Here is a 24,543-nt window from a genome sequence, read left to right on the forward strand (position 1 = left end):
CGCCCGGTGTTCAGGAGGCGCCGCGCCCCTGGCGCATGCGCAGGGCCACGACGGCGAGGCCGAAGCCGAGTCCGATGAGCATCAGCCCGCTGCCGAGCGGCAGGATGCGCAGGACGGGCCCGGTGGAGGCGGCCGCGTTCGGCTCCGCCGCCCGCGAGGTCGTGGAGGGCACCGGGACCGCCGCCGGCGAAGCCGGTGTCCGCGGGACGGTGTCGCCCCCGCCGGGCGCCCGGGGACCGGCCCCGGCGTCCCCCGGGCGCAGCACGCCGGCCGCGTCGGGCCAGTCGCCCACGTCCTCGGCGTGCCCGTGCCTCCGCGGCACGGCGCCGGCGCCGTCCGCCCCGTCCCGGTCGCCGCGCTCCCGCTCCCGCGACTCCCGCTCGGCCGCCTCGTGCCGCCCCGGCCGGTCGTGGCCCCCGTCCGGCCGGTCGTGGTCCTCGCCCGGCCGGTCGTGGTCCTCGCCCGGCCGGTCCCCGGACCGCGACGGCTTTCCGGAGCGCGACGAAGAGGGCGGCGAAGAATGTGAAGAGGGTGACGCCGAGGACGGCGCCGGGGGTGAGGGGGACGGGGACGCGGGAACGGCGCCGCCGATCCCGTACGCCGCCCCCGCGCCGAGGGGCGCCGTGACCGGGCCGTACGGCATCACCGCCGCCCCCGCGGCCAGAACGACCGTCGCCCCCGCTACACGCAGCCATGAAGTCACGACCGTGACCTCCCGCGCCGACCGGTGCTCGGTCACACCGTCGGCAAGATGGGCCGGATGGACGCCCAACAGCCTGTCATTCCCGGGTGATTCCGGCATTCCGAATACGGCCGTCGGGTGGACCCCCCGGAGGAACCCCGCTTCCGGGGGCACCGCCCGAGCGGGGGACGGGCGTGCGCGACAATGGCGGCATGGAGATGCCGAGGAACGAACGGTCACCGGAGAATCCGCAGATCCTGGTCGTCGGCCAGGACGGCATGGCGCTCGGCGGCGGCACCGGGGACGAGGACTCGCGCGAGACCCCGCTCACGGAGCAGGTGGAGCAGCCGGCGAAGGTCATGCGGATCGGCAGCATGATCAAGCAGCTGCTGGAGGAGGTGCGCGCGGCCCCCCTGGACGAGGCCAGCCGGGTCCGCCTCAAGGAGATCCACGCCAGTTCGGTGAAGGAACTGGAGGACGGCCTGGCCCCGGAGCTGGTCGAGGAGCTGGAGCGGCTCTCCCTGCCCTTCACGGACGAGACCACCCCGAGCGACGCCGAGCTGCGGATCGCGCAGGCCCAGCTGGTGGGCTGGCTGGAGGGCCTGTTCCACGGCATCCAGACCACGCTGTTCGCCCAGCAGATGGCCGCGCGCGCCCAGCTGGAGCAGATGCGACGCGCCCTCCCGCCGGGTGTCGGCGACGGCCTGGAGGACCCGCACCCGGGCGGCCGCTCGGGCGGTCCGTACCTGTAACCGCCCCACCGACCCCGCCCGAACGAGAGGAACGACACGGACGACACGAAGGGGCCCGGCATCCGCTGCCGGGCCCCTTCGCCGTGCCGCGTACGGCCGGGGTTCAGGACGGAGGGTTGCCCGTCGAGACCTTGAGCGTGATCTCGGGCATGTTCTCGGGATCGACGTCCGAGCCCGCCGGCGGGTACTGCTCCCGCACGGAGCCCTCGCCGTAGGTGTTCTCGTCCACCTTCAGGATCTTGATGCTGCTCCAGCCGGCGGCCTGGAAGCACTCCTTCACGGACCCGATGTACTTGTACTTGAGGTTCGGCATCCGGACCATGTCGGGGTCGTTGAACGACTCCTCCGGCTCCTCGCACTCCTCCTTGTCGATCTTCTTCGACGTGTCCGGCCCGCGGTAGCCCTCCGCCTTGGTCGCCGACGCCGAGGCGCCGCCGCCGGCCTGCGGATCCTCCTCGCCGCCGTTCATCAGCAGCGCCGCGACCAGGCCGCCGACGGCGACGAGCGCGACGACGATCGATCCGATGATCACCTGCCTGTTCCGGCCGCCGCCCGAGCCGCCCGAGCCGCCCGGGCCGGACGCCTGGGGCGTGATGTCGTACGGCGGCGGGGTCTGCGGCGTCGGCTGGGGCGCGTACGGCGACGGGGCGGGCGCCTGGTAGCCGCCCTGCTGCGGATAGCCGTACGCCGGGGAGGGCGCGTGCGGCACCGGGGCGCCGTACGGGTGGGGCGCCGGCGCCGGCTGGTACGGCGTCTGCACGGTGCCGGCGGGCGCCGGGGTGGCCTGGTCGACCGGCGGGAACACCGCGGAGCCGACGCCCGCGCCGCTCTGCGCCTGCGTACCGGGGACGATGCTCGGCGGGGCCGCGTGGAAGGACTGCGCCACCCGCAGGCACTCCCCGCGCATGGACTCCGCACTGGGGAAACGTTCGTTCGGGTTCTTCTTCAGCGCACGGGTGATCAGCGCGTCCACGGCCGGCGGCAGCGAACGGTTGATCGAGGACGCGACCGGCGGCTCCTCCTGCACATGCGCGTACGCGATGGCCAGCGGCGAGTCCGCGTCGAACGGCAGCCGCCCGGTGACCAGCTGGAACAGCATGATGCCGACCGAGTACAGGTCGGAGCGGGCGTCCACGCCCCGGCCGAGCGCCTGCTCCGGGGAGAGGTACTGCGGGGTGCCGACGACCATGCCGGTCTGTGTCATCGACGTCACGCCGGACTGCATGGCGCGGGCGATGCCGAAGTCCATGACCTTGACCACGCCGCGCTTGGTCATCATCACGTTGCCCGGCTTGATGTCGCGGTGGACCAGCCCCATCTCGTGGCTGATCTCCAGGGCCGCCAGGACGTCCGCGGTGATCCTCAGCGCCTTGTCGGCGGGCATCGCACCCTGCTGCCGCACGTCCTCGTCGAGCACGGACCCCAGCGGGCGGCCCTCGACGTACTCCATGACGATGTACGGCGTCGTCATGCCGTCCACGTCGTCCTCGCCGGTGTCGAAGACCGAGACGATGTTGGTGTGCGTGAGCTTCGCCACGGACTGGGCCTCACGGCGGAAGCGCTCGCGGAAGGCCTGTTCCCGGCCGAGTTCCGTGTGCAGCGTCTTGATGGCGACCTGGCGGTCGAGCACGCTGTCGTAGGCGAGGTGGACCGAGGCCATGCCGCCCTGGCCGAGCAGGTCCCGCAGTTGGTAGCGTCCGCCGGCGAGCGCCCGCCCCGCACCTCGGCCCTGTGCGCCGTGCTGGCTCATGTTCCGCTTCCCCCGTAGCCTCTCCGGCACCGCCGTCCGTGACCGATCCGTCGTGGATCCGATGCGCTATTCCCGGCCAAGTCTGCCGCAGGCCACTGACACGTCAAGCGCGGTGCCCGTTCCGTGACCGTACGCGAACGAAGCGTCGCGGAAGCGTTACAGGGGACGTGCTGCCGGTACACGGGATTTGCACGACAGTACGGAGTGAGGGTTTCATGGCCGGTCCGTCTCGTGCCGGTCCTGGCAGCCCGTCCCGGACCGGGGGCACACGCTGAGGCTGTAGCGTGGCCGACGAAGACCGTAACAACACCGCGCGCACCGCGGGCAGAAACGACGGCGAGGACTGATGGCACAGCAGCAGCGCGCTCAGGGCCCGTCCGACCCCGAGGCGACTGGCGGCGGCATCTCGGACGCGCCGGACAACTGGGGCAACGGCGGGCTCGTCGGCGACGGCCGGTACCGGCTGACCCACCGGCTCGGCCGGGGCGGCATGGCCGAGGTGTTCGCCGCCGAGGACGTACGCCTCGGGCGCACGGTCGCCGTCAAACTGCTGCGCGCCGACCTCGCCGAGGACCCCGTCTCCAAGGCGCGCTTCACGCGCGAGGCGCAGTCGGTGGCCGGTCTCAACCACCACGCGATCGTCGCCGTGTACGACTCCGGCGAGGACGTCGTCGGCGGCCAGTCGGTGCCGTACATCGTGATGGAGCTGGTCGAGGGCCGCACCATCCGCGACCTGCTGATGAACGCCGAGGCCCCGGGCCCCGAGCAGGCGCTGATCATCGTCTCCGGTGTCCTGGAGGCGCTCGCCTACTCGCACCAGCACGGCATCGTGCACCGCGACATCAAGCCGGCCAACGTCATCATCACCCACAACGGCGCCGTGAAGGTGATGGACTTCGGCATCGCCCGCGCGCTGCACGGCGCGTCCACGACGATGACCCAGACCGGCATGGTCATGGGCACCCCGCAGTACCTCTCCCCGGAGCAGGCCCTCGGCAAGGCCGTCGACCACCGGTCCGACCTGTACGCCACCGGCTGCCTGATGTACGAACTGCTGGCGCTGCGGCCCCCCTTCACCGGTGAGACGCCGCTGTCGGTGGTCTACCAGCACGTCCAGGACATCCCCACGCCCCCGTCGGAGGCCTCGGACGCCTGCCCGCCGGAACTGGACGGGCTGGTCATGCGCTCCCTCGCCAAGGAGCCCGACGACCGTTTCCAGACGGCCGAGGAGATGCGCGGGCTGATCCAGTACGCGCTGCAGATGCTCTACGAGCAGGGCGGCCACACCGGCACCTGGAACACCGGCCCGGTGGAGATGCACGAGGGCCCGCGCACCCCGGCGGCCGGTTTCGCGGGCACGACCGTGATGCCGCACCCGGACGTCTCCGGCACGGCGGCGATCCCGCAGCCCATCCTGCCCGCCGGGTACGGCGGCGGGGACGACGGCGGCTTCGAGGGCCACGGCAACAAGGGCAGCGGTCGCGGCAAGCTGTGGATCCTGGCGGTGTTCGCGGTGATCGCCGTCGCGGCGGGTGTGGCGCTGGCGCTGAACAGCGGCGGCGGCGGCGGTGGGGGCGGTGGCAAGACCGACCCGTCCCCGTCCGTGACGCGGAGCACCGAGGACGAGAAGGCCAGCGAGAGCCCGAGCGAAGAGGCGACCGAGGAGACCACCGACCCGGGCACGGAGACCGAGACCGACCCGGGCACGGGATCCGGCGGGAACTGGGACCAGCCGTACACGCCGCCCACGATGCCTTCGGCGCCGCAGACGGAGACGGAGGCGCCGAGCGTCCCGCCGTCGTCGACGCCGCCGAGCCAGCCGGGCGGTACCGGGGACGGCGGTACCGGGGACGGCGGTGTCGGGGACGGCGGCACCGGGGACGGCGGTACCGGAGACGGCGGCACCGGGGACGGCGGTACCGGAGACGGCGGCACCGGAGACGCCGGCACGGAGAACGCCGGCACGGGCAGCATCGAAGGCGTGACCGCCGGCTGACCCGGCCGGCTCCGGCCGCACCCCCGCTCACCCTGCGCGGTGTACCACTTCCGGGCACGAAACTCGACCCTTCCCGTGCCCGGGGTGGCCGGGATAACGTGCCGTTGCTCCGGCCTCCTGCGAGGCTGTGACCAGCGCACCTTCGACGCCTTCCCCGATTTACTTGGAAATCCAAGCAAAATCGCAGGTCAGAGGGGTTTCACAGAGATGTGGAGCACTGGGTAACGTGCCTCTTGCAGGGCGCTCGCCGGGGCACCTGTCACGCCTGTTCCCGGTCGAGTGGCACCCACCCCGTGCCCGGTGGTCGAGAACAGGTGAGCCGCACTGGCCCACCGGCAACCCCGGGGGCCGGACCGACGGAGGAGCACACGTGACCGTGGAGAGCACTGCCGCGCGCACACCGCGACGCAGCGCCGGAGACAAGGCCGGCACCACCGGCACCAAGCGCACCACCCGCACCACCAAGAAGGCCGCCGGCGCCGGGAAGAGCGCCGAGCCCGCCCTCGTCCAGCTGCTGACTCCCGAGGGCAAGCGCGTCAAGAACGCCGAGTTCGACCAGTACGTCGCCGGCATCACCGCCGACGACCTGCGCGGCCTGTACCGCGACATGGTGCTCACCCGCCGCTTCGACGCCGAGGCCACCTCCCTGCAGCGCCAGGGCGAGCTGGGCCTGTGGGCCTCGCTGCTCGGACAGGAGGCGGCGCAGATCGGTTCCGGCCGGGCCCTGCGCGACGACGACTACGTCTTCCCCACCTACCGCGAGCACGGCGTCGCGTGGTGCCGCGGGGTGGACCCGACCAACCTGCTCGGCATGTTCCGCGGCGTGAACAACGGCGGCTGGGACCCGAACGGCAACAACTTCCACCTGTACACGATCGTCATCGGCTCGCAGGCCCTGCACGCCACGGGCTACGCGATGGGCGTCACCAAGGACGGCGCGGACAGCGCGGTCATCGCCTACTTCGGCGACGGCGCGTCCAGCCAGGGCGACGTGGCCGAGGCCTTCACCTTCTCCGCGGTCTACAACGCCCCCGTGGTGTTCTTCTGCCAGAACAACCAGTGGGCGATCTCCGAGCCGACCGAGAAGCAGTCCCGCGTGCCGCTGTACCAGCGCGCGCAGGGCTTCGGCTTCCCCGGCGTCCGCGTGGACGGCAACGACGTGCTGGCGAACCTGGCCGTCACCAAGTGGGCCCTGGAGCGGGCGCGCGCCGGTGAGGGCCCGACGCTGGTCGAGGCGTTCACGTACCGCATGGGCGCGCACACCACCTCCGACGACCCGACCCGCTACCGGGGCGACGAGGAGCGGCTGGCCTGGGAGGCCAAGGACCCGATCCTGCGCCTTCGCCGCTATCTGGAGTCCGCAAACCACGCGGACGAGGGATTCTTCGCGGAACTGGAGGCCGAGAGCGAAGCGTTGGGCAAACGAGTGCGCGAAGCGGTCCGTGCCATGCCGGACCCGGACCACTTCGCCATCTTCGAGAACGTGTACGCGGACGGACACGCGCTCGTGGACGAGGAGCGTGCGCAGTTCGCCGCGTACCAGGCGTCGTTCGCGGACGCGGACGGGGGTAAGTGACATGGCGAAGACCGTGACATCCAAGAACATGGCCCTGGCCAAGGCGATCAACGAGTCGTTGCGGCACGCCCTGGACGCGGACCCCAAGGTCCTCGTCATGGGCGAGGACGTCGGCAAGCTCGGCGGCGTGTTCCGGGTGACGGACGGGCTGCAGAAGGACTTCGGCGACAGCCGTGTCATCGACACCCCGCTCGCCGAGTCGGGCATCGTGGGCACCGCGATCGGCCTGGCCCTGCGCGGCTACCGGCCGGTGGTGGAGATCCAGTTCGACGGCTTCGTCTTCCCGGCGTACGACCAGATCGTCACGCAGCTCGCGAAGATGCACGCCCGCTCGCTGGGCAAGGTCAAGCTCCCCGTCGTCGTGCGCATCCCGTACGGCGGCGGCATCGGCGCGGTGGAGCACCACTCGGAGTCCCCGGAGTCGCTGTTCGCGCACGTGGCCGGCCTGAAGATCGTGTCGCCGTCGAACGCGTCGGACGCGTACTGGATGATGCAGCAGGCCATCCAGAGCGACGACCCGGTGATCTTCTTCGAGCCCAAGCGGCGCTACTGGGACAAGGCCGAGGTCGACACCGAGGCGATCCCGGGCCCGCTGCACACCGCGCGCGTGGTGCGCGAGGGCACGGACCTCACGCTCGCGGCGTACGGCCCGATGGTGAAGCTCTGCCAGGAGGTCGCCGACGCGGCGGCCGAGGAGGGCCGCTCCCTGGAGGTGCTGGACCTGCGCTCGGTCTCCCCGCTCGACTTCGACTCGATCCAGACGTCGGTGGAGAAGACCCGCCGGCTGGTCGTCGTCCACGAGGCGCCGGTGTTCTTCGGTTCCGGCGCGGAGATCGCCGCCCGGATCACGGAGCGCTGCTTCTACCACCTCGAGGCCCCGGTGCTGCGGGTGGGCGGCTACCACGCCCCGTACCCGCCGGCCCGCCTGGAGGAGTCCTACCTCCCGGACCTGGACCGGGTGCTGGACGCCGTCGACCGCTCGCTGGCGTACTGAGGAGAGGGTCGTGACGACGATGACGAACGCGTCCGTACGCGAGTTCAAGATGCCGGACGTGGGCGAGGGCCTCACCGAGGCCGAGATCCTCAAGTGGTACGTCCAGCCGGGTGACACGGTCACCGACGGCCAGGTGGTCTGCGAGGTCGAGACGGCGAAGGCGGCCGTCGAACTGCCCATCCCCTACGACGGCGTGGTCCGCGAGCTGCACTTCCCCGAGGGCACCACGGTGGACGTGGGCACGTCCATCATCGCGGTGGACGTCGCGGGCGGTGCGGCCCCGGCGGAGGAGGAGACCCCTGCTCCCGCCCCCGCTCCCGCCGCGGAGCCCGAGGAGGAGAAGCCGGCGGCCCGCCAGCCGGTCCTGGTCGGCTACGGCGTGGCGACGTCCTCGACGCGCCGCCGGCCCCGCAAGACGCCGGCCCAGGACACCGCTGCCCAGCAGGTGTCGGCAGCGGTTCAGCAGGAGCTGAACGGGCACGCCCCGGCGGCCCCCGTCGCGGGCGCGGCGCGCCCGCTGGCGAAGCCGCCGGTGCGCAAGCTGGCGAAGGACCTGGGCGTCGACCTGGCGACGGTCGTTCCGACCGGCCCGGACGGCGTCATCACCCGCGAGGACGTCCACGCGGCGGTGGCGGCGGTCCAGGCACCGCAGGAGCAGCCCGCACCCGCGTCCGCACCCGCCCAGGCCGCTCCGGCCGCCCAGGCCGTGCCGGTGTCGTACGACACGGCCCGCGAGACCCGCATCCCGGTCAAGGGGGTCCGCAAGGCCACGGCGGCGGCGATGGTCGGCTCGGCGTTCACGGCGCCGCACGTCACGGAGTTCGTGACGGTCGACGTGACCCGCACGATGAAGCTGGTCGAGGAGCTCAAGCAGGACAAGGAGTTCACGGGCCTGCGCGTGAACCCCCTGCTGCTGATCGCCAAGGCCCTGCTGGTCGCGATCAAGCGGAACCCGGAGATCAACGCCTCCTGGGACGAGGCGGCCCAGGAGATCGTGGTCAAGCACTACGTCAACCTGGGCATCGCGGCGGCCACCCCGCGCGGCCTGATCGTCCCGAACATCAAGGACGCCCACGCCAAGACGCTGCCGCAACTGGCCGAGTCCCTGGGCGAACTGGTGTCCACGGCCCGCGAGGGCAAGACCTCCCCGTCCGCGATGCAGGCCGGCACGGTCACGATCACCAACGTCGGCGTCTTCGGCGTCGACACGGGCACGCCGATCCTCAACCCCGGCGAGTCCGCGATCCTCGCGGTCGGTGCGATCAAGCTCCAGCCGTGGGTCCACAAGGGCAAGGTCAAGCCCCGCCAGGTCACCACCCTGGCCCTCTCCTTCGACCACCGCCTGGTCGACGGCGAGCTGGGCTCCAAGGTCCTGGCCGACGTGGCGGCGATCCTGGAGCAGCCGAAGCGGCTGATCAGCTGGGCCTGACGCCCGCGAACCGCTAGGTTCGACACGGGAGGGGCGCCGCAATTCCGGATTGCGACGCCCCTCCTGCTGTGCCGGCCCGCTCAGACCTGGTGGAGCACGTACACCGGAGCCCCGTCCTCGGCCCCGCCCCGCGAGCGGATGCAGGCGTGCTTGCGCAGCAGCCGGAGGCAGTCGTTGACGCGACGCACGGAAAGCCCGGTACGGGCGGCGATCGACTCCAGCGGCTCGCGCAGCTCCCCCTGCTCGACGAGCACCGGTGCGATCACCACGGCCACCGCCCACACGTCCTCGGTCACGGACAGCCGCTGCCGCCAGCCGGCCAGCACCGACTCGGTGGTGGGCCGCGCGGTGGGGAGGGTCAGGGCCGCGGGCGTCCGGTGTTCGAGGACGAGGGCGTCGAACCGGTCCGCGATGCGTTCCATCGCCCGGACCATGGCCTGCTGCACGGCGAGGGTGGCCTGCTGGGTGACCAGCAGCTTCCTCTGCATGGCCACCATCTCCTTTTGCAAAGCGATCGATTCGCGCTGCCCGTCGGCCAGCTTCTCGTCCAGCTGGAGGTTGTGCGCCTCCAGCCGGACGATGGCCTCGGCGACCTGCTCCGGCATCGCGTAGGCGACGGGGGCACCGGGCTCGGCGGACTGCACCTCGGCCTCGTCGAGAGAGTAGGAACCCTCTCGCTGAACGGTCTCGATCACTTCGGCGACCCACTGCTTGAAGGGGGCGCAGGCGGGTTTGGTGCAGGCGTTGACGAGGAGGATGAGACCTTGCAAATCGATGAGCTGAAGGTCTCGGCGCCAGCTCCGACCTGCGGGAATACTGAGACAGTGACTTCCAGTCACTGTCTCGAGATTGTCTCGATGGTCCTCCGGAACATGGTCGAGGAGCGCCTTGCGGGGGGTGGTGTACCCCAGCGACTTACAGACGTCCACTGCTGGGAACCAGTGACTTCCGTCCGGCATGGTCAGCCGCCTGACCCGTTCTCCGGTCGCCGCGTAGACGAAGTCGCTGACGTCGATCGCCTCGTGCCGTTCGGCGGAGTTCTGCCGTTTGCCGGGTTCGTTCATGTGAATTACCTCCGCTGCGGAACGTAGAGCGGGGCGGAACGCATATGCCAGCAGGTTCGGTGATGTTCACGACTGCGAGCGAATCCGACCGGAACGGCTGTGTCGGCCGACGGGAGTGTGTACGGCGGACATCGGTGTGCGGTGCGCGCCGACGCCGTCGTCGAACGCCGTGCTACGTATGGCCGGTGACCGATCCCGGTATGTCCAGCAGGCCCTTCGACGCGGTGCTGTGCGACCTCGACAACGTGATCCGCTTCTACGACACGGCCCCACTGGCCGAGTTGGAGCGTGCCGCGGGACTGGCCGAGGGCACCACCATGGACGTGGCCTACGCGCCCGACGTGGACCTGCCCCTCCTGCTCGGCAGGATCACCACGGAGGAGTGGGTGCGCTCCATCGCGTCGGCGCTCTCCGACCGGGTGCCGCAGGCGTACGCCCGTCGGCTTGCCACGGCGCTCGCCGACGCCCCGTTCCGGGCCGATGACGCGGTGGTGGACCTGTTGCGCCGGGTGAGGAGGCAGGTCCCCCTGGTCCTGGTGACCAACGCGACCCTGGAGCTGGAGCGCGACCTCGCGTCGATGGGGCTGGCGGATCTCGCGGACCACGTCGTCAGCAGCGCGCGGGTGGGGGTGGCCAAGCCCGACCGGGAGATCTACGAGATCGCGGTCCGGCGGGCGGGAACCGTCGCCGGCCGGTGCCTGTTCGTGGACGACCGGCCGGAGAACGTCGAGGCCGCCGTCGCCCTCGGCATGACCGGTGTGCACTACCGCGAGCCCGCCGACCTGCGAAAGGCGCTGGGCTCCGTGCTCGGCGCCGGGGGCGATGCCGTGGCCCGCGCGTGAAAGGGGCCCGCCGACGCCGGCGGACCCCCGTCGCGTCCGTGGGTCAGATCTTGCCGAAGCCGTGGCCCAGGAGCTTCTTCGCGTCCTTCTCGCGCTGGGCGGCGGAGGAGGAGGCGAGGACCGTGCCGATGACGGTCTTGCCGTTGCGGGTCGCGGCGAAGACCAGGCAGTACTTGGACACCGAGCCGGAGCCGGTCTTCACGCCGATCGTGCCGCTGTAGCTGTTGAGCAGCGTGTTGGTGTTGGTCCACGGCGCCATCGTGCGGGTGCTGCCCGTCTTGGTCTTGGTCTTCGCCGTGTACTTCTTCGTCTTCACGATCGAGCGGAACGTGGAGTTCTTCATCGCGCTGCTCGCGATCTTCGTCAGATCGCGCGGCGTCGAGTAGTTCTTGCCGTTCCCGATGCCGTCGAAGGAGTCGAAGTGGGTGTTCTTCAGGCCCAGCTTCTTCGCCTCGGAGTTCATCTTGCCGATGAACGACTTCACGCGGGCCGAACGCGTGGTGCCCGAGCCGAACTTGTCCGCCAGCGCGTACGCCGCGTCGCAGCCGGACGGCAGCATCAGCCCGTACAGCAGCTGGCGCACGGTGACCTTGTCGCCGACGATCAGCCGCGCCGACGAGGCGTTCTTCGAGACGATGTAGTCGCTGTACGCCTTCTGGATCGTGACCTTGGTGTCGAGGTTCAGGTTCTTCTGCGCCAGCACCACCTTGGCGGTCATGATCTTCGTCGTCGAGCCGGTCGAACGGCGCGTGTCCGCCGCCTTCGTGTACAGCGACTTGCCGTTCGCGTTGTTCATTACGAAGCCGCCCTTGGCGACGATGGACGGCGCGGCGGCGGCCTGCGCGGGCGCGGCGTAGAGGGCTCCGGAGGCGAGCAGGGCGCCGGTGGTCACGGCGACGCCGGCGGCTCTGCGGACACGGAAGCCCTGAATGTCGATCTTCAAGTCGAATACCCCGATTGCCTGGAATGGCCGTACCCTGCGGCCAAGTTGAGGTGCGGCCCATAAAGGGGCCGCGTCTTTCTGACGCACGGTGCGCGCGGATGGTTGTGCGTGAGTCGGGGGTCACTTCCGACTTCTCCAGGTCCGCATCGTGGATGGTTTCTTCCACGCGTGCGTGTTGTATCTATCCTGTCCGCATGAGCATGACCGCCGTGAAGCAACCACCCGCCACCGACCGCGTCTACACCCACGTCAAACAGGGCGTCCTGGAGCGCCGTTACGAGGGCGGGACGCTGCTCACCGAAGGCGAGCTGGCCGAGGCAGTGGGGGTCTCGCGGACCCCCGTGCGCGAGGCGCTGCTGCGGCTGGAGGCCGAAGGGCTGATCAAGCTCTATCCGAAGAAGGGCGCCCTCGTCCTGCCCGTCTCCGCGCAGGAGATCGCCGACGTCGTCGAGACCCGGCTGCTCGTCGAGGAGCACGCCGCCAGGAAGGCCGTACCCGCGCCGCCCGCGCTCATCGCGCGTCTGGAGGAGCTGCTCGCCCGGCAGAAGGAGCAGGCCGCCGCCGGTGACTTCGCCGCGGCCTCCGTCACCGACCGGTGCTTCCACGCCGAGATCGTCCGCAGCGGCGGCAACGAGATCCTCTCCCGCCTCTACGACCAGCTCCGCGACCGCCAGTTGCGGATGGGCGTCGCCGTGATGCACTCCCACCCGGATCGGATCGCCAAGACCCTCGCCGAGCACGAGGAGATCCTCCGGGCACTGCGCTCCGGTGACGCGGAGGCGGCCGTCGGCGTCGTCCACCGGCACGTCGGATGGTTCTCCCACCTGGCCCGGGGTGAGGTGCGATGAGCGGCACGCTGCCCGGGGACCCTCCCGGCGGACGGCGCGCCCTCGCCGTGTGGGGGATCGGCGTCTCGGTCTACTTCGTCGCGGTCATCTTCCGCACGTCGCTCGGTGTGGCCGGCCTCGACGCCGCCGACCGCTTCGACGTGGGCGCCTCCGCCCTGTCCACCTTCTCCATCCTCCAGCTGCTGGTCTACGCGGGCATGCAGATACCCGTCGGACTGCTGGTCGACCGGCTCGGCACCAAGAAGGTGCTGGGCATCGGCGCCGTGCTGTTCACGGCGGGGCAGCTCGGCTTCGCGTTCTCCCCGTCGTACGGCATGGCGCTCGCCTCGCGGGTCCTGCTCGGCTGCGGTGACGCGATGACGTTCATCAGCGTGCTGCGGCTGGGCACCCGGTGGTTCCCGGCCCGGCGCGGACCGCTGGTCGGGCAGATGGCCGGGCTGGCCGGCATGGCGGGCAACCTCGTCTCCACGCTGGTCCTCGCCCGGATGCTGCACGGCATCGGCTGGACGGCGGCGTTCGCGGGCAGCGCGGTGGCGGGCGTCGTGGTGTTCGTGCTGCTTCTGCTGTTCCTCAAGGACCACCCCGAGGGGCACGAGCCGGAGCCGGTCCCGCACCAGGGCGCCGCCTACGTACGCCGTCAGATCGCCGCCTCCTGGCGGGAGCCGGGGACGCGGCTGGGACTGTGGGTGCACTTCACCACCCAGTTCCCGGCGATGGTGTTCCTGCTGTTGTGGGGGATGCCGTTCCTGGTGGAGGCACAGGGGCTGTCCCGGGCCGCCGCCGGTGAGCTGCTCACCCTCGTCGTGCTGTCCAACATGGTCTTCGGGCTGGTCTACGGCCAGGTCATCGCCCGGCACCACGGGGCGCGGCTGCCGCTGGCGCTGGGGACGGTGGGCGCGACGGCGGTGCTGTGGGCGGCCACTCTGGTCCATCCGGCGGACACGGCGCCGATGTGGCTGCTGGTGGTGCTGTGCGTGGTGCTGGGGGCCTGCGGGCCGGCGTCGATGATCGGGTTCGACTTCGCGCGGCCGGCGAATCCGCCCGAGCGGCAGGGGACGGCGTCGGGGATCACGAACATGGGGGGCTTCACCGCCTCCATGACGACGCTGTTCGCGGTCGGTGTGCTGCTGGACGCGACCGGGGACGACTACGCCGTGGCCTTCTCGTCCGTGTTCGTGCTGCAGGTGCTGGGTGTCACCCAGATCCTGCGGTTGCGGAGGCGGGCGGTGCGCAGGGAGCGGGAGCGGTTGGTGGCGAGCCGGGTCTCCTCCGTGCACGTGCCCGTGTAGGCGCCCGGCGCTGCTGCCGGGCGGAGGTGGGCCGCGCGGCCGGCGCCTCCCCCGGAGGGGGTGCCTCCGGCGCCCACCCGTGCCGCCCCGGCGGCACGACCGCCCTTGGCTACGGCGTCACGGCGAAGTACCGCAGGATCGCCGCCGCCAGGTCCGGGTCGCCCTCCGTCTTCACCCTGTCCGTCACCGCCTCCGCCGTCACCCGGCCGCAGGCCAGACGGACGTAGGTCTCCCAGTCGAGGGAGAGGGAGGCGGCCGGGCCGAGGGCCGGGACCGCTTCCAGGGTGCCGCGGCCCTGGATGTCGACGCGGACCGTGCGGAGGAACTCCACCGGACCGTGGACGTCGATGACGACGGCCGAGCTGCGCGGCGCCTGCGCGAGATCGGCGACCACGCGGGGCAGCTCGGCGAGCAGCACGTCACGGGCGACGTGCGCGCCGGGGGAGTCGAGGTTGCCGGGGTGGCCGAGGGCCGTGCGCAGGTCCTGCTCGTGCGCCCACACGGCGAAGGCGTGCCGGCGCATGGACTCCTCCAGCGTCAGCTCCGTGCCGAGCGGGCCGCGCACCGTGGCGCCGGGATCGCGGTTCTCGTTCCGCAGCTGGCGGTTGCGGCGGATGATCATGAGCTCCAGCTCGGAGGTCATCTCCGGCGCCGTGTGGTGGCGGCGCACGTCGACCTGCATCTCCATGTACCGCTGGTGGTCGTTGGTGACGTGGAACAGGTCGCGCGGCAGCGTGTGGATGGGGCGGGGGTCGCCGTACATCTCGGAGTCCAGGCCGATGACGTGCGAGACGACGTCGCGGACCGACCAGCCCGGGCACGGTGTCCGCCGGTTCCAGTCGGCCTCCGGGAGCTGCTGCACCAGCTCGGATATCGCCTCGATGGAGTGGGACCAGGCGTCGGCGTAGGGCTGGAGGGTGGGATGCAGACTCACGGAACGGGACCCCTCGGCGGTCGGTACACGGGCAGGTGGTGGCGGCGGTGCCAGTGGGCGGTGGCTGCACTCGGCGGGTGTCTCGGAACTCCCCCAGGTTCTCGGCTTCGCTCGAACAGGGGGGACCCCCAAGTTACGCTGCTGTGAGGCACCCCGGCAGTGCTTTCGTGTGACGATCGTAGGCCCGTGTGCGCGGGCCGAATGCCAGGACGGTGGTAGTGTGCGCGCTTCCTTGCTCCAAGTCGCGGTGAACGAGGGCGAACCGGTCGAATCGCGCCGACGCCGGGTCGCCGGGCTGGTACGGGATCAGGCCGGGGCCGACCTCGTCGTGCTGCCGGAGCTGTGGACCACGGGCGCGTTCGCGTACGAGGGGTTCGGCGGTGCGGCGGAACCGCTCGAGGGGCCGACCCTCGAGGCGATGGCCAAGGCCGCGAGCGACGCGGGCGTGTGGCTGCACGCGGGGTCGGTCCCCGAGCGCGACCCGGACGGCACCCTCTACAACACCTCGCTCGTCCTCTCCCCCTCCGGTGACCTCGCCGCCGCCTACCGCAAGATCCACCGCTTCGGCTTCGACAAGGGCGAGGCCGTGCTGATGGGGGCGGGCGACGCGCTGGTGACGGTCCGGCTGCCGCAGACCGTCGTCGGTGTGGCGACCTGCTACGACCTCCGCTTCCCCGAACTCTTCCGCGGTCTCGTCGACGCCGGCGCCGAGACCCTCGTCGTCCCGGCGGGCTGGCCGGAGCGCCGCCGGTCCCACTGGACGCTGCTGGCCCGCGCACGGGCGGTGGAGAACCAGGCGTTCGTCCTCGCGTGCGGGACGGCCGGGACGCACGCCGGGGTTCCGCAGGCGGGCCACTCGATCGTGGTGGATCCCTGGGGCGAGGTCCTGGCGGAGGCGGGCCCCGGCGAGGAGGTCCTCACCGTCGACTTCGACCCGGCGACGGTCGCGGGCACCCGCGAACGCTTCCCGGCCCTCAAGGACCGCGTCCTGGGCCTGGACCGTCCCCACCGCTGACCGCTGACCGCTGACCGCTGACCGCGGGACCGGTGCCTAGTCCTCCCGCTCCTTCTCCGCCAGGCTGGTCACGCACACCGCCACCGCGATCAGCAGCGCCGGGTCCGCGTCCTCGCGCACGACGTCGACGGCGTAGGTGTCCCGTACGCTCAGCAGCCGCCGGGAGATCACGGCGAGCAGCTCGCCGTCGTACTCGACGGCGAACTCCCGGTCGAGGACGCGGCCGCTGACGTCCAGTTCGGTGCCGCCGTCCGCCAGCGCCACCCGGTAGTGGTTGCGCAGCAGCGACAGCCGTTTGCGCCGGACGGTCGCCAGCGGTTCCCCGCCGCGCTCGATCACCATGGTGTCCCGCAGGGCGAACATCTTCTGGCGGATGTCGATGAGGACGCGGCCCTCGGTGTCCTTCAGCTCGAAGGTCTCCCGAAGGCGCATGGCCTTGCCGTCGACGAGGAAGACCCGGTTCCCCCGGTCGTCCTCGATCCAGTAGTCGTCCCCGATCCCGAGGATCCGGTCGCGCACGAGGAATCTCATGCGTCCAGGGCTTCCCCGTCCCGCGCCCCGAAACGCCGTCGGTAGGCCGATGGGCTGAGGCCCGTCGCGCGCCGCAGCCGCGCCCGCAGGTTCGCCGCCGTTCCCAGGCCGCTGCGCGCGGCCACGACGTCCAGCCGCACCTCGCCCCGCTCGATGAGCCGGCACGCCAGCGCGATCCGCTCCCCGGTCAGCCACGCGAGCGGTGTCACACCGAGCTGCGCACGGAAACGCCGGTGCAGGGTCGCCGGGCTCACGGCCGCCCGTGCGGCCAGGTCCGCCAACGTCAGGGGTTCGCCCAGCCGTGCCTGAGCCCACGCCAGCAACGGCCCCAGCGACTCGTCCGGCACGGGCGGAACCGGTCGTTCCACGAACTGGCGCTGCCCGCCGTCCCGGTGTGCGGCGAACACCAGACGGCGGGAGACCGCGTTGGCGGTCTCGGCGCCGTGGTCGCGACGCCACAGATGCAGCCCCAGGTCCAGGGCGGCCGAGCTGCCCGCGGCGGTGAGGACGTCCCCGTCGTCCACGAAGAGCACGTCCGGCTCCAGCAGCACGTTCGGGTGCAGCTCGCGGAAGGAGTCCACCCACATCCAGTGCGTCGTGGCGCGGCGCCCTTCCAGCAGGCCGGCCTCGGCGAGCGCGAACGTGCCGGTGCAGAAGCCGACGACCCGGGCGCCACGTGCGTGCGCGCTCCGGATCGCGTCGAGGACGGCCTCACCGCGCGGTACGACGTTGTCCGGCCGTCCGGGCACGACGAGGGTGTCCGCGTCCTCCACGGCGTCCAGACCGGCCACCCCGGTCATGGTGAAGAAGCCGTGGTTCATCGGGACTTCGGGAGCGGGTGCGCACAGCGTCACCCGGTACGGCGGGCACGGCGTCCCCAGTTCGGGCCGGGGCAGCCCGAACAGCTCGGTGGCCGCGCCGACCTCGAACGGATTGGTGCCCTCGTCGACGATCACGACGACGCGGTGGGAGCGCACGGGCTGAGAGGATCCTTGCGGCATGCGCGATTTCTAGCACTGTCGCGGTGCCGGCGCACCGCCGACGATGAAGGCATGGCACAGGAACCCCTCTCCCTCGACCGGGCCCTCGCCTCCTTCACGGAGCGGTGGAGCCCTCGCATCGTCACCGCCGTCAACGACTACGACGTACGCGTCGCCAAGGTGGAGGGCGAACACGTCTGGCACGTGCACGACCACACCGACGAGTTCTTCCTCGTCCTCGACGGCGAACTGCGCATCTCCCTGCGCGAGTCGTCCGGCGAGCGCACGGTCGTCCTGCCGAAGGGCTCCGTGTTCACGGTCCCCCGCGGCGTCGAGCACAAGCCCCACGCCCCCGTCCCCACCGCGATCCTCCTCTTCGAGCCCACCGGCACCCTCACCACCGGCGACCGCCACGAGGAGGTGCCGGACCACGTGGACACGACGACGGGGCACCCGCTCGGCTGACCGCCGGTGCGGGACGTCAGCCGCCGATCCGGTGTTCCACGCGGTGCCGGGCGTACGCGTCCGGGCGGGACCCGGGCGATTCCCGCCGCCGCGTCCGCCCGACACCCGGAGAGCGCCTCCCGCCGGTCCCCGTGCGGTCCGGCCGGCCCGAAGCAGGACGACGCCGTCGAACGGCGGCGAGGGCGCGGGGGAGGGACTCCCCCGCGCCCTCCGGAGTGGCAGTAGGCCTGGTCAGACCCCGTACCCGTCGCTGTAGCCGTCGCGGGGGCGGGTGTCGTCGACGACCGGGGTGGCGGGGGGTACGACGACCCGCCGACGCCGGGCGATGCTGCTGAACGTCGCGACGCCGATCAGACCGACGATCATGAGGATGACGCCGACCAGGTCAAGGTTGACACCCTGCATGTCCCAGTCGGTCGCGAACGTGAGGATTGCTCCCACGGCGATGAGGATGATGCATCCGCCGAGGCCCATGAGTGTCGCCTCCCTGTCCGGTGTTTCCGGTGGGGACCGGGTACCCGGGTGGGCGTCGCCCATGCGCCGTACGGCAGTTGACTACCCGTCGAGGAACGCGACGAGGGCGTTCGCCAGCAGGAACGGGTCCTTCGCGCCGCACAGTTCGCGGGTGCTGTGCATCGACAGGATGGCCACGCCGATGTCGACGGTCCTGATGCCGTGCCGGGCCGCGGTGATCGGGCCGATGGTGGTGCCGCACGGCATCGCGTTGTTGGAGACGAAGGACTGGAACGGGACGCCCGCCTTCTCGCAGGCCGCCGCGAAGACCGCCCGGCCGGAGCCGTCCGTGGCGTACCGGTTGTTGACGTTGACCTTGAGGAGGGGGCCGCCGTCGACGCGCGGGTGGTGCGTCGGGTCGTGCCGCTCCGCGTAGTTGGGGTGCACGGCGTGACCGGTGTCGGAGGAGAGGCAGACGGTGCCGGCGAAGGCGCGGGCCCGGTCCTCGTACGACCCCCCGCGCGCGAACACCGAACGCTCCAGGACGCCGCCGAGCAGCGGTCCGTCCGCGCCGGTGTCGGACTGGGAGCCGTTCTCCTCGTGGTCGAAGGCGGCGAGGACGGGGATGTGGGAGAGGCCCGAGCCCTCGCCGGCCACCGCGGCGAGCGCGGCCGTGCCGGCGTGCACGGAGAGCAGGTTGTCCATGCGCGGGCCCGCCACCAGCTCGCGGTCGCGGCCCAGGTAGGCGGGCGGTTCGACGGGGTGGACCATCAGGTCCCAGCCGGTGACCTCGCCGGACGGGAGACCGGCGGTCTCCTCCAGGAAGGTGATCAGGTCGCCGTCGCGCACGTCGTCGCCCAGGCCCCACACCGGCTGCATGTGCCGCTGCTTGTCGAGCTTGAGGCCGTCGGAGGTGACGGAGCGGTCCAGGTGGATGGCGAGCTGGGGGACCCGCAGCAGGGGGCGGTCGACGTCGACCAGGCGGGTGGAGCCGTCGCGCAGGGACAGCCGGCCGGCCAGGCCCAGGTCGCGGTCGAGCCAGGAGTTGAGCAGCGGTCCGCCGTAGATCTCCACGGCCAGCTGGCGCCAGCCGTGCGCCCCGCTGTCGGGCCGGGGCTTCACACGCAGGTTGGGCGAGTCGGTGTGGGCGCCGACGATCCGGAAGGGGGTGTGCGCGTCCGCGCCCTCGGGGACGTACCAGGCGATGATCGCGCCGCCGCGCAGCACGTACTTGCCGCCCGCCGACCCGTCCCAGGCGTCCGTCTCCGCGACCTGACGGAAGCCCGCCTTCTCCAGCCGCGCGGCGGCGTTCGCCACGGCGTGGTACGGCGTGGGGCTCGCCGCCAGGAAGGACATCAGGTCGTCGGTGTGGCCGCGGTCGAAGCGGGAGGGAGCGCTCATGGGTTCACCTTAACGAGGCCGAGGGCCCGCATCCCGGTGCGGGAGCGGGCCCTCGGGCGGGGTCCGGCTGGATCTCGTGGGGTCTGTCCGGGAGGTCCGGGGGGCCCGGAAGGACTCAGAAGGCCGCCTCGTCCAGTTCCATCAGGTCCAGCTCGACGCCCTCGGCGACCTTGCGGGCCAGGGTGACGCCGGGCAGGACGTCGGCCGCGAAGAACTTCGCCGCCGCGATCTTGCCGGTGTAGAACGCCTTGTCCTTGGCGGAGGCCGTCGGCAGCTTCTCCGCGGCGATCGCGGCGCCCTTGAGCAGCAGGTAGCCGACGACGACGTCACCGGAGGCCATCAGCAGGCGGGTGGTGTTCAGGCCGACCTTGTAGATGTTCTTGACGTCCTGCTCGGTGGCCGCGAGGTCGGTGAGCATCAGACCGACGATGGCCTCCAGCTCGACGGCCGCCTTGGCCAGGTGCTCGCGGGCGCCCGCCAGCTCCTCGCCGCCCTCGCCGAGCGCCAGGAACTTCTTGATGTCCTCGGCCAGCGAGTTCAGCGCCGCGCCCTGGTTGCGGACGATCTTCCGGAAGAAGAAGTCCTGGCCCTGGATGGCGGTGGTGCCCTCGTACAGGGTGTCGATCTTGGAGTCCCGGATGTACTGCTCGATCGGGTACTCCTGCAGGAAGCCGGAGCCGCCGAAGGTCTGCAGCGACTGGGCGAGCTGCTCGTAGGCCTTCTCGGAGCCGTACCCCTTGACGATCGGCAGGAGCAGGTCGTTCAGCGCGTGCTCGGTGGAGGCGTCCTCGCCGTTCGCCTCCTTGACCTGGATGGCGTCCTGGACGGAGGCGGTGTACATCACCAGGGCGCGCATGCCCTCCGCGTAGGCCTTCTGCGTCATGAGGGAGCGGCGGACGTCCGGGTGGTGCGTGATGGTGACCTTGGGGGCCGACTTGTCCATGAAGTCGGCCAGGTCGGGGCCCTGGACGCGCTCCTTGGCGTACTCCAGCGCGTTGAGGTAGCCGGTGGAGAGCGTGGAGATCGCCTTCGTGCCGACCATCATGCGGGCGAACTCGATGATGCGGAACATCTGGCGGATGCCGTCGTGCTTGTCGCCGATCAGCCAGCCCTTGGCGGGGTGCTTGTCGCCGAACGTCATCTCGCAGGTGTTGGAAGCCTTCAGGCCCATCTTGTGCTCGACGTTCGTGGCGTAGACGCCGTTGCGCTCGCCCAGCTCGCCGGTCTCGAAGTCGAAGAGGTACTTCGGGACGAGGAAGAGGGACAGGCCCTTGGTGCCGGGTCCCGCGCCCTCGGGACGGGCCAGCACGTAGTGGAGGATGTTCTCGGACATGTCGTGCTCACCGGAGGTGATGAAGCGCTTCACGCCCTCGATGTGCCAGGAGCCGTCCTCCTGCCGCACGGCCTTGGTGCGGCCGGCGCCCACGTCCGAGCCGGCGTCCGGCTCGGTGAGCACCATCGTGGAGCCCCACTGCTTCTCGGTGGCGATCTTCGCGATGTGCTTCTGGACCTCGTTGCCCTCGTCGAAGAGGATGCCGGCGAACGCGGGGCCGGAGGAGTACATCCACACCGCCGGGTTGGCCCCGAGGATGAGTTCGGCGTAGGCCCAGATGAGGGAGCGGGGGGCGGTGGTGCCGCCGATCTCCTCGGGCAGGCCCAGGCGCCAGTACTCGGAGTCCATGAAGGCCTGGTAGCTCTTCTTGAAGGACGCCGGGACCGGCGCGGTGCTGGTCTCCGGGTCGAAGACCGGGGGGTTGCGGTCGGCGTCGGTGAAGGACTCCGCCAGCTCGTTCTCCGAGAGGCGGGTGAGCTCCTCCAGGATGCTCTTCGCGGTCTCGACGTCCATCTCCTCGAACGGGCCCGTGCCGTACAGCTTGTCGCGCCCGAGCACCTCGAAGAGGTTGAACTCGATGTCGCGGAGATTCGACTTGTAGTGCCCCATGGCGACGGCTCCGTTAGAGAGGTATCGGCGAGGCGCTGACTCCTCGCAACTGATTCACGTACCGGCAAGTAGCTCCGATGATGCTACCCGCCGGTAATAAGAAGCAACCCCGATCCGGACATCTGTGACCCAGCCCTCCCGCCGGGTCAGTAGTCTGTGCGCCATGTACGGCTACGACCAGAGCGCAGGGGCACAGCAGGGTTACGTCCCGCCGCAGCAGCAGATGCAGGGCGGGTACGGACAGCAGGCGCCGCTGTATCCGGAGCCGTCCGTGCCCTCGCTCGCCGACGCGGTGCGCGCGTTCACCACGGGGCAGATGGCGGCCGAGGACTTCCAGCAGGTCTTCGCCACCTCCAAGGTCTACTGCCCGCGCGGCGACAACCCCGGATTCCTCGCCCTGCACAACACCCAGCAGCCGGTGATCCCGATGTTCACCTCGCTCAAGGAGCTGCGGCGGTACGCGGGCAAGGAGTCCAAGTACTTCGTGATCACCGGCGCCGAGGTGATCGACCTGCTGCCCACGGGGTACGGCTTCGTGCTCGACATGGAGGGCGAGCACCGGATGGTGTTCGACGCCAAGGCCGTGGAGCAGATGGTCGAGTTCGCGATGCGCCGGATGTACGGCTGAAGCCGTCGCCGCGCGGACGGCCGACCCCTGTCACTCCTGAACGCCGGGCCCGGAGGGAATGTCCTCCGGGCTTTCGTCGTTCGGGGTGGCAAGAAGTTCAACGCTCAACTAAAGTGGGCGTACCCGAGGAGGTACCGACATGCCTGCAGTGACCGTCGAGAACCCGTTGACGCTGCCCCGTGTGACCGCGCCCGCCGACGCCGCGGCACGTCCCGTGCTCACCGTCACGACCGCGCCGAGCGGTTTCGAGGGCGAGGGCTTCCCGGTGCGCCGGGCGTTCGCCGGGATCAACTACCGCCATCTCGACCCGTTCATCATGATGGACCAGATGGGCGAGGTGGAGTACGCGCCGGGGGAGCCGAAGGGGACGCCCTGGCACCCGCACCGCGGCTTCGAGACCGTCACCTACATCATCGACGGGATCTTCGACCACCAGGACAGCCACGGCGGCGGCGGCACCATCACCAACGGCGACACCCAGTGGATGACGGCCGGCAGCGGCCTGCTCCACATCGAGGCGCCGCCGGAGCAGCTCGTCGTGTCCGGCGGGCTCTTCCACGGGCTCCAGCTGTGGGTGAACCTGCCCGCCAAGGACAAGATGATGGCGCCGCGCTACCAGGACATCCGCGGCGGCTCCGTCCAGCTGCTCACCTCCCCCGACGGCGGCGCGCTGCTGCGCGTCATCGCCGGTGAGCTGGACGGCCACGAGGGCCCCGGCATCACGCACACGCCGATCACGATGGTGCACGCGACGCTGGCGCCGGGCGCGGAGATCACCCTGCCCTGGCGGGAGGACTTCAACGGTCTGGCGTACGTCATGGCGGGCAAGGGCGCGGTCGGCGCCGAGCGGCGCCCGGTCCGCCTGGGCCAGACGGCGGTCTTCGGGGCGGGCTCCTCGCTGACCGTGCGCGCGGACGAGAGGCAGGACTCCCACACCCCGGACCTGGAGGTCGTCCTCCTCGGCGGACGGCCGATCCGGGAGCCGATGGCCCACTACGGCCCGTTCGTGATGAACACCCGCGACGAGCTCCAGCAGGCCTTCGAGGACTTCCAGAAGGGCCGGCTCGGCACGGTCCCCGCCGTGCACGGCATGTCCGAGGGCGGACCGGGGGTCGGCAACGACGGCGCCTGAAGACTGCCCGCGCCAGGCAGTGATCCCGGCCGTGCACGGACACGACGATGTCCGTGCACGGCCGGTCTGCTGAGGAGAGGGCGGGGCACCGATGAGCGAGCGCCGGATACGGAAGATGCTGCGGCGGATGGAGAGCGGGGAGCCCGTACAGGTCACCAGCGCCCTGGCGACCACGACGAAGCTCGCCCGGTTCGCCGCCATGGCCCAGAAGTTCGGATACGCGTACGCGGACGTACGGCAGCGGGAGAAGCAGTACGTGATCGTGATCGTGCCCGATCCCGCTCCCGAGGCCCGGGAGCGGGCCGCACGGAACCGGGCGCTGTACCCGAGGGCCGCCGTCGGCGGTGAGCTGCCGCGCCTCGCGCCCGAGGAGGTCGAGCTGTTCAAGGCCCGCATCACGTTCGACCTCACCACCATGTACACCGACAGGCAGCGGATCCTGCTCTCCGGCATCGCCGCCGCGGGGCTCGCCCTGTCCGTCGGCCTCGTGTTCGGCGAGGGCGGCATGACCGTGGTCCTCGCCGCCCTCGTCTGGGCCGCACTGATGGCCCTCCTGCCGGTCGGCTTCGCCGCCAACCGGCGGTTCAGGGAGAAGAGCGCCGCTCGTCTGCGGGCCGCCGGTTTCACACCGGTGACCGAGCCGGACGGACGACTGCGGTACCTGCCGCCGGGCGGCCGGCTCCCCGGGAGCGGGGATCCCCTCGTGGGATGAGCGGCTGCCGGCCCGGGACGACGTCCCCCAGGGCGGGCAGGGGCTCACCGGTGCGCATTGCACCACTTCATGGAGGATGTGTCGAAAACTTCCCCCTTGTCCGTCCGCCGATGACGGAGAAGCGATCACGGGCCGGCCGGTAGGCTTGGGGGGAGTTTCACGTGAAACGAAGACCCCGATCCGCG

Annotated in this window: 23 protein-coding genes; 13 read left to right on the forward strand and 10 right to left on the reverse strand. The window is 71.2% G+C overall.

The genetic code is table 11. The annotated features are described in order from the left end of the window. Positions 1-10: 10 nt before the first annotated feature. Positions 11-703 carry a hypothetical protein gene (locus tag ACZ8ZB_RS17270; RefSeq protein ID WP_470738591.1) on the reverse strand — a complete coding sequence of 231 codons (693 nt, stop codon included), beginning with the start codon at positions 701-703 and terminating at the stop codon, positions 11-13. Between the two features lie 191 nt (positions 704-894). On the opposite strand from ACZ8ZB_RS17270, the gene ACZ8ZB_RS17275 reads away from it, so the two are divergent. Further along, positions 895-1,434, forward strand: coding sequence for a bacterial proteasome activator family protein (locus ACZ8ZB_RS17275; RefSeq protein ID WP_470738592.1), 540 nt, complete (start codon positions 895-897; stop codon positions 1,432-1,434). A gap of 103 nt (positions 1,435-1,537) precedes the next feature. On the opposite strand, the gene ACZ8ZB_RS17280 is transcribed toward ACZ8ZB_RS17275, so the two are convergent. Continuing rightward, positions 1,538-3,184, reverse strand: a complete 1,647-nt coding sequence (locus ACZ8ZB_RS17280) for a protein kinase domain-containing protein (protein ID WP_470738593.1) — start codon at positions 3,182-3,184, stop codon at positions 1,538-1,540. A gap of 346 nt (positions 3,185-3,530) precedes the next feature. Here ACZ8ZB_RS17280 and ACZ8ZB_RS17285 point away from each other — a divergent pair, with 346 nt between their 5' ends. The 4 genes from ACZ8ZB_RS17285 (at position 3,531) to ACZ8ZB_RS17300 (ending at position 9,179) form a co-directional block, all read left to right on the forward strand. Beyond that, positions 3,531-5,180 carry a protein kinase domain-containing protein gene (locus tag ACZ8ZB_RS17285; protein WP_470738594.1) on the forward strand — a complete coding sequence of 550 codons (1,650 nt, stop codon included), beginning with the start codon at positions 3,531-3,533 and terminating at the stop codon, positions 5,178-5,180. A 370-nt stretch (positions 5,181-5,550) separates the two neighbouring features. Then, positions 5,551-6,756, forward strand: coding sequence for a pyruvate dehydrogenase (acetyl-transferring) E1 component subunit alpha (gene pdhA, locus ACZ8ZB_RS17290; RefSeq protein ID WP_470738595.1), 1,206 nt, complete (start codon positions 5,551-5,553; stop codon positions 6,754-6,756). Between the two features lies 1 nt (position 6,757). After that, complete coding sequence (locus tag ACZ8ZB_RS17295) at positions 6,758-7,750, forward strand: alpha-ketoacid dehydrogenase subunit beta (protein WP_470738596.1); 993 nt, start codon at positions 6,758-6,760, stop codon at positions 7,748-7,750. Between the two features lie 10 nt (positions 7,751-7,760). After that, complete coding sequence (locus tag ACZ8ZB_RS17300; RefSeq protein ID WP_470738597.1) at positions 7,761-9,179, forward strand: dihydrolipoamide acetyltransferase family protein; 1,419 nt, start codon at positions 7,761-7,763, stop codon at positions 9,177-9,179. Between the two features lie 80 nt (positions 9,180-9,259). On the opposite strand, the gene ACZ8ZB_RS17305 is transcribed toward ACZ8ZB_RS17300, so the two are convergent. After that, positions 9,260-10,243, reverse strand: coding sequence for a BRO-N domain-containing protein (locus tag ACZ8ZB_RS17305; protein ID WP_470738598.1), 984 nt, complete (start codon positions 10,241-10,243; stop codon positions 9,260-9,262). A gap of 200 nt (positions 10,244-10,443) precedes the next feature. Between ACZ8ZB_RS17305 and ACZ8ZB_RS17310 the strand changes: the two genes are divergently transcribed. After that, positions 10,444-11,085, forward strand: coding sequence for an HAD-IA family hydrolase (locus ACZ8ZB_RS17310; RefSeq protein ID WP_470738599.1), 642 nt, complete (start codon positions 10,444-10,446; stop codon positions 11,083-11,085). 43 nt (positions 11,086-11,128) lie between these two features. Here the strand turns inward: ACZ8ZB_RS17310 and ACZ8ZB_RS17315 are convergent, their stop codons facing one another. Further along, complete coding sequence (locus tag ACZ8ZB_RS17315) at positions 11,129-12,028, reverse strand: D-alanyl-D-alanine carboxypeptidase family protein (RefSeq protein WP_470738600.1); 900 nt, start codon at positions 12,026-12,028, stop codon at positions 11,129-11,131. Positions 12,029-12,222: 194 nt separating this feature from the next. Between ACZ8ZB_RS17315 and ACZ8ZB_RS17320 the strand changes: the two genes are divergently transcribed. Together ACZ8ZB_RS17320 and ACZ8ZB_RS17325 are read left to right on the forward strand one after the other, a co-directional pair. After that, entirely contained in the window at positions 12,223-12,876 is a 654-nt protein-coding gene (locus ACZ8ZB_RS17320; RefSeq protein ID WP_470738601.1) for a GntR family transcriptional regulator, read from the forward strand. After that, positions 12,873-14,165 carry an MFS transporter gene (locus tag ACZ8ZB_RS17325; protein WP_470738602.1) on the forward strand — a complete coding sequence of 431 codons (1,293 nt, stop codon included), beginning with the start codon at positions 12,873-12,875 and terminating at the stop codon, positions 14,163-14,165. Before ACZ8ZB_RS17320 ends, ACZ8ZB_RS17325 begins: the two co-directional genes overlap by 4 nt. 109 nt (positions 14,166-14,274) lie before the next feature. On the opposite strand, the gene ACZ8ZB_RS17330 is transcribed toward ACZ8ZB_RS17325, so the two are convergent. Beyond that, the gene (locus tag ACZ8ZB_RS17330; RefSeq protein WP_470738603.1) at positions 14,275-15,099 is read right to left on the reverse strand and encodes a maleylpyruvate isomerase family mycothiol-dependent enzyme; all 825 of its coding nucleotides are present in this window, start codon (positions 15,097-15,099) and stop codon (positions 14,275-14,277) included. A gap of 220 nt (positions 15,100-15,319) precedes the next feature. Between ACZ8ZB_RS17330 and ACZ8ZB_RS17335 the strand changes: the two genes are divergently transcribed. Next, the gene (locus ACZ8ZB_RS17335; protein WP_470738604.1) at positions 15,320-16,114 is read left to right on the forward strand and encodes a carbon-nitrogen family hydrolase; all 795 of its coding nucleotides are present in this window, start codon (positions 15,320-15,322) and stop codon (positions 16,112-16,114) included. A gap of 36 nt (positions 16,115-16,150) precedes the next feature. Here ACZ8ZB_RS17335 and ACZ8ZB_RS17340 read toward each other — a convergent pair whose 3' ends face one another. After that, complete coding sequence (locus ACZ8ZB_RS17340; RefSeq protein ID WP_470738605.1) at positions 16,151-16,645, reverse strand: LURP-one-related/scramblase family protein; 495 nt, start codon at positions 16,643-16,645, stop codon at positions 16,151-16,153. Next, positions 16,642-17,646 carry a GlxA family transcriptional regulator gene (locus tag ACZ8ZB_RS17345; RefSeq protein ID WP_470738606.1) on the reverse strand — a complete coding sequence of 335 codons (1,005 nt, stop codon included), beginning with the start codon at positions 17,644-17,646 and terminating at the stop codon, positions 16,642-16,644. Before ACZ8ZB_RS17345 ends, ACZ8ZB_RS17340 begins: the two co-directional genes overlap by 4 nt. A 51-nt stretch (positions 17,647-17,697) precedes the next feature. On the opposite strand from ACZ8ZB_RS17345, the gene ACZ8ZB_RS17350 reads away from it, so the two are divergent. Next, a complete protein-coding gene (locus ACZ8ZB_RS17350; RefSeq protein ID WP_470738607.1) occupies positions 17,698-18,090 on the forward strand; it encodes a cupin domain-containing protein in 393 nt (130 codons plus the stop codon). Positions 18,091-18,321: 231 nt separating this feature from the next. Here the strand turns inward: ACZ8ZB_RS17350 and ACZ8ZB_RS17355 are convergent, their stop codons facing one another. The 3 genes from ACZ8ZB_RS17355 to ACZ8ZB_RS17365 all read right to left on the reverse strand — a co-directional run bounded on the left by ACZ8ZB_RS17355 (position 18,322) and on the right by ACZ8ZB_RS17365 (position 21,886). Beyond that, entirely contained in the window at positions 18,322-18,564 is a 243-nt protein-coding gene (locus ACZ8ZB_RS17355) for a DUF6458 family protein (protein ID WP_470738608.1), read from the reverse strand. Between the two features lie 81 nt (positions 18,565-18,645). After that, the gene (locus ACZ8ZB_RS17360) at positions 18,646-19,944 is read right to left on the reverse strand and encodes a M18 family aminopeptidase (protein WP_470738609.1); all 1,299 of its coding nucleotides are present in this window, start codon (positions 19,942-19,944) and stop codon (positions 18,646-18,648) included. A 115-nt stretch (positions 19,945-20,059) separates the two neighbouring features. Beyond that, positions 20,060-21,886, reverse strand: a complete 1,827-nt coding sequence (locus tag ACZ8ZB_RS17365; protein WP_470738610.1) for an acyl-CoA dehydrogenase — start codon at positions 21,884-21,886, stop codon at positions 20,060-20,062. Between the two features lie 163 nt (positions 21,887-22,049). Here ACZ8ZB_RS17365 and ACZ8ZB_RS17370 point away from each other — a divergent pair, with 163 nt between their 5' ends. The 3 genes from ACZ8ZB_RS17370 (at position 22,050) to ACZ8ZB_RS17380 (ending at position 24,358) form a co-directional block, all read left to right on the forward strand. Beyond that, a complete protein-coding gene (locus tag ACZ8ZB_RS17370) occupies positions 22,050-22,514 on the forward strand; it encodes an SseB family protein (protein WP_470741514.1) in 465 nt (154 codons plus the stop codon). Between the two features lie 139 nt (positions 22,515-22,653). Next, on the forward strand, positions 22,654-23,646 hold the full coding sequence (locus ACZ8ZB_RS17375; RefSeq protein WP_470738611.1) for a pirin family protein: 993 nt from the start codon (positions 22,654-22,656) through the stop codon (positions 23,644-23,646). A gap of 91 nt (positions 23,647-23,737) precedes the next feature. Then, a complete protein-coding gene (locus tag ACZ8ZB_RS17380; protein ID WP_470738612.1) occupies positions 23,738-24,358 on the forward strand; it encodes a hypothetical protein in 621 nt (206 codons plus the stop codon). The last annotated feature ends 185 nt before the right edge of the window (positions 24,359-24,543 follow it).

This window comes from Streptomyces sp. 12E (assembly GCF_055633275.1).

Excerpts from the sequence above, each read along its gene's own strand:
- ACZ8ZB_RS17375 (WP_470738611.1), top strand. The coding sequence starts at position 22,654 with ATGCCTGCAGTGACCGTCGAGAACCCGTTGACGCTGCCCCGTGTGACC.
- ACZ8ZB_RS17280 (WP_470738593.1), bottom strand. The coding sequence starts at position 3,184 with ATGAGCCAGCACGGCGCACAGGGCCGAGGTGCGGGGCGGGCGCTCGCC.
- ACZ8ZB_RS17285 (WP_470738594.1), top strand. The coding sequence starts at position 3,531 with ATGGCACAGCAGCAGCGCGCTCAGGGCCCGTCCGACCCCGAGGCGACT.
- ACZ8ZB_RS17365 (WP_470738610.1), bottom strand. The coding sequence starts at position 21,886 with ATGGGGCACTACAAGTCGAATCTCCGCGACATCGAGTTCAACCTCTTC.
- ACZ8ZB_RS17370 (WP_470741514.1), top strand. The coding sequence starts at position 22,050 with ATGTACGGCTACGACCAGAGCGCAGGGGCACAGCAGGGTTACGTCCCG.
- ACZ8ZB_RS17295 (WP_470738596.1), top strand. The coding sequence starts at position 6,758 with ATGGCGAAGACCGTGACATCCAAGAACATGGCCCTGGCCAAGGCGATC.
- ACZ8ZB_RS17275 (WP_470738592.1), top strand. The coding sequence starts at position 895 with ATGGAGATGCCGAGGAACGAACGGTCACCGGAGAATCCGCAGATCCTG.
- ACZ8ZB_RS17355 (WP_470738608.1), bottom strand. The coding sequence starts at position 18,564 with ATGGGCCTCGGCGGATGCATCATCCTCATCGCCGTGGGAGCAATCCTC.
- ACZ8ZB_RS17305 (WP_470738598.1), bottom strand. The coding sequence starts at position 10,243 with ATGAACGAACCCGGCAAACGGCAGAACTCCGCCGAACGGCACGAGGCG.
- ACZ8ZB_RS17325 (WP_470738602.1), top strand. The coding sequence starts at position 12,873 with ATGAGCGGCACGCTGCCCGGGGACCCTCCCGGCGGACGGCGCGCCCTC.
- ACZ8ZB_RS17360 (WP_470738609.1), bottom strand. The coding sequence starts at position 19,944 with ATGAGCGCTCCCTCCCGCTTCGACCGCGGCCACACCGACGACCTGATG.
- ACZ8ZB_RS17380 (WP_470738612.1), top strand. The coding sequence starts at position 23,738 with ATGAGCGAGCGCCGGATACGGAAGATGCTGCGGCGGATGGAGAGCGGG.
- ACZ8ZB_RS17345 (WP_470738606.1), bottom strand. The coding sequence starts at position 17,646 with ATGCCGCAAGGATCCTCTCAGCCCGTGCGCTCCCACCGCGTCGTCGTG.
- ACZ8ZB_RS17350 (WP_470738607.1), top strand. The coding sequence starts at position 17,698 with ATGGCACAGGAACCCCTCTCCCTCGACCGGGCCCTCGCCTCCTTCACG.
- ACZ8ZB_RS17340 (WP_470738605.1), bottom strand. The coding sequence starts at position 16,645 with ATGAGATTCCTCGTGCGCGACCGGATCCTCGGGATCGGGGACGACTAC.
- ACZ8ZB_RS17310 (WP_470738599.1), top strand. The coding sequence starts at position 10,444 with ATGTCCAGCAGGCCCTTCGACGCGGTGCTGTGCGACCTCGACAACGTG.
- ACZ8ZB_RS17320 (WP_470738601.1), top strand. The coding sequence starts at position 12,223 with ATGAGCATGACCGCCGTGAAGCAACCACCCGCCACCGACCGCGTCTAC.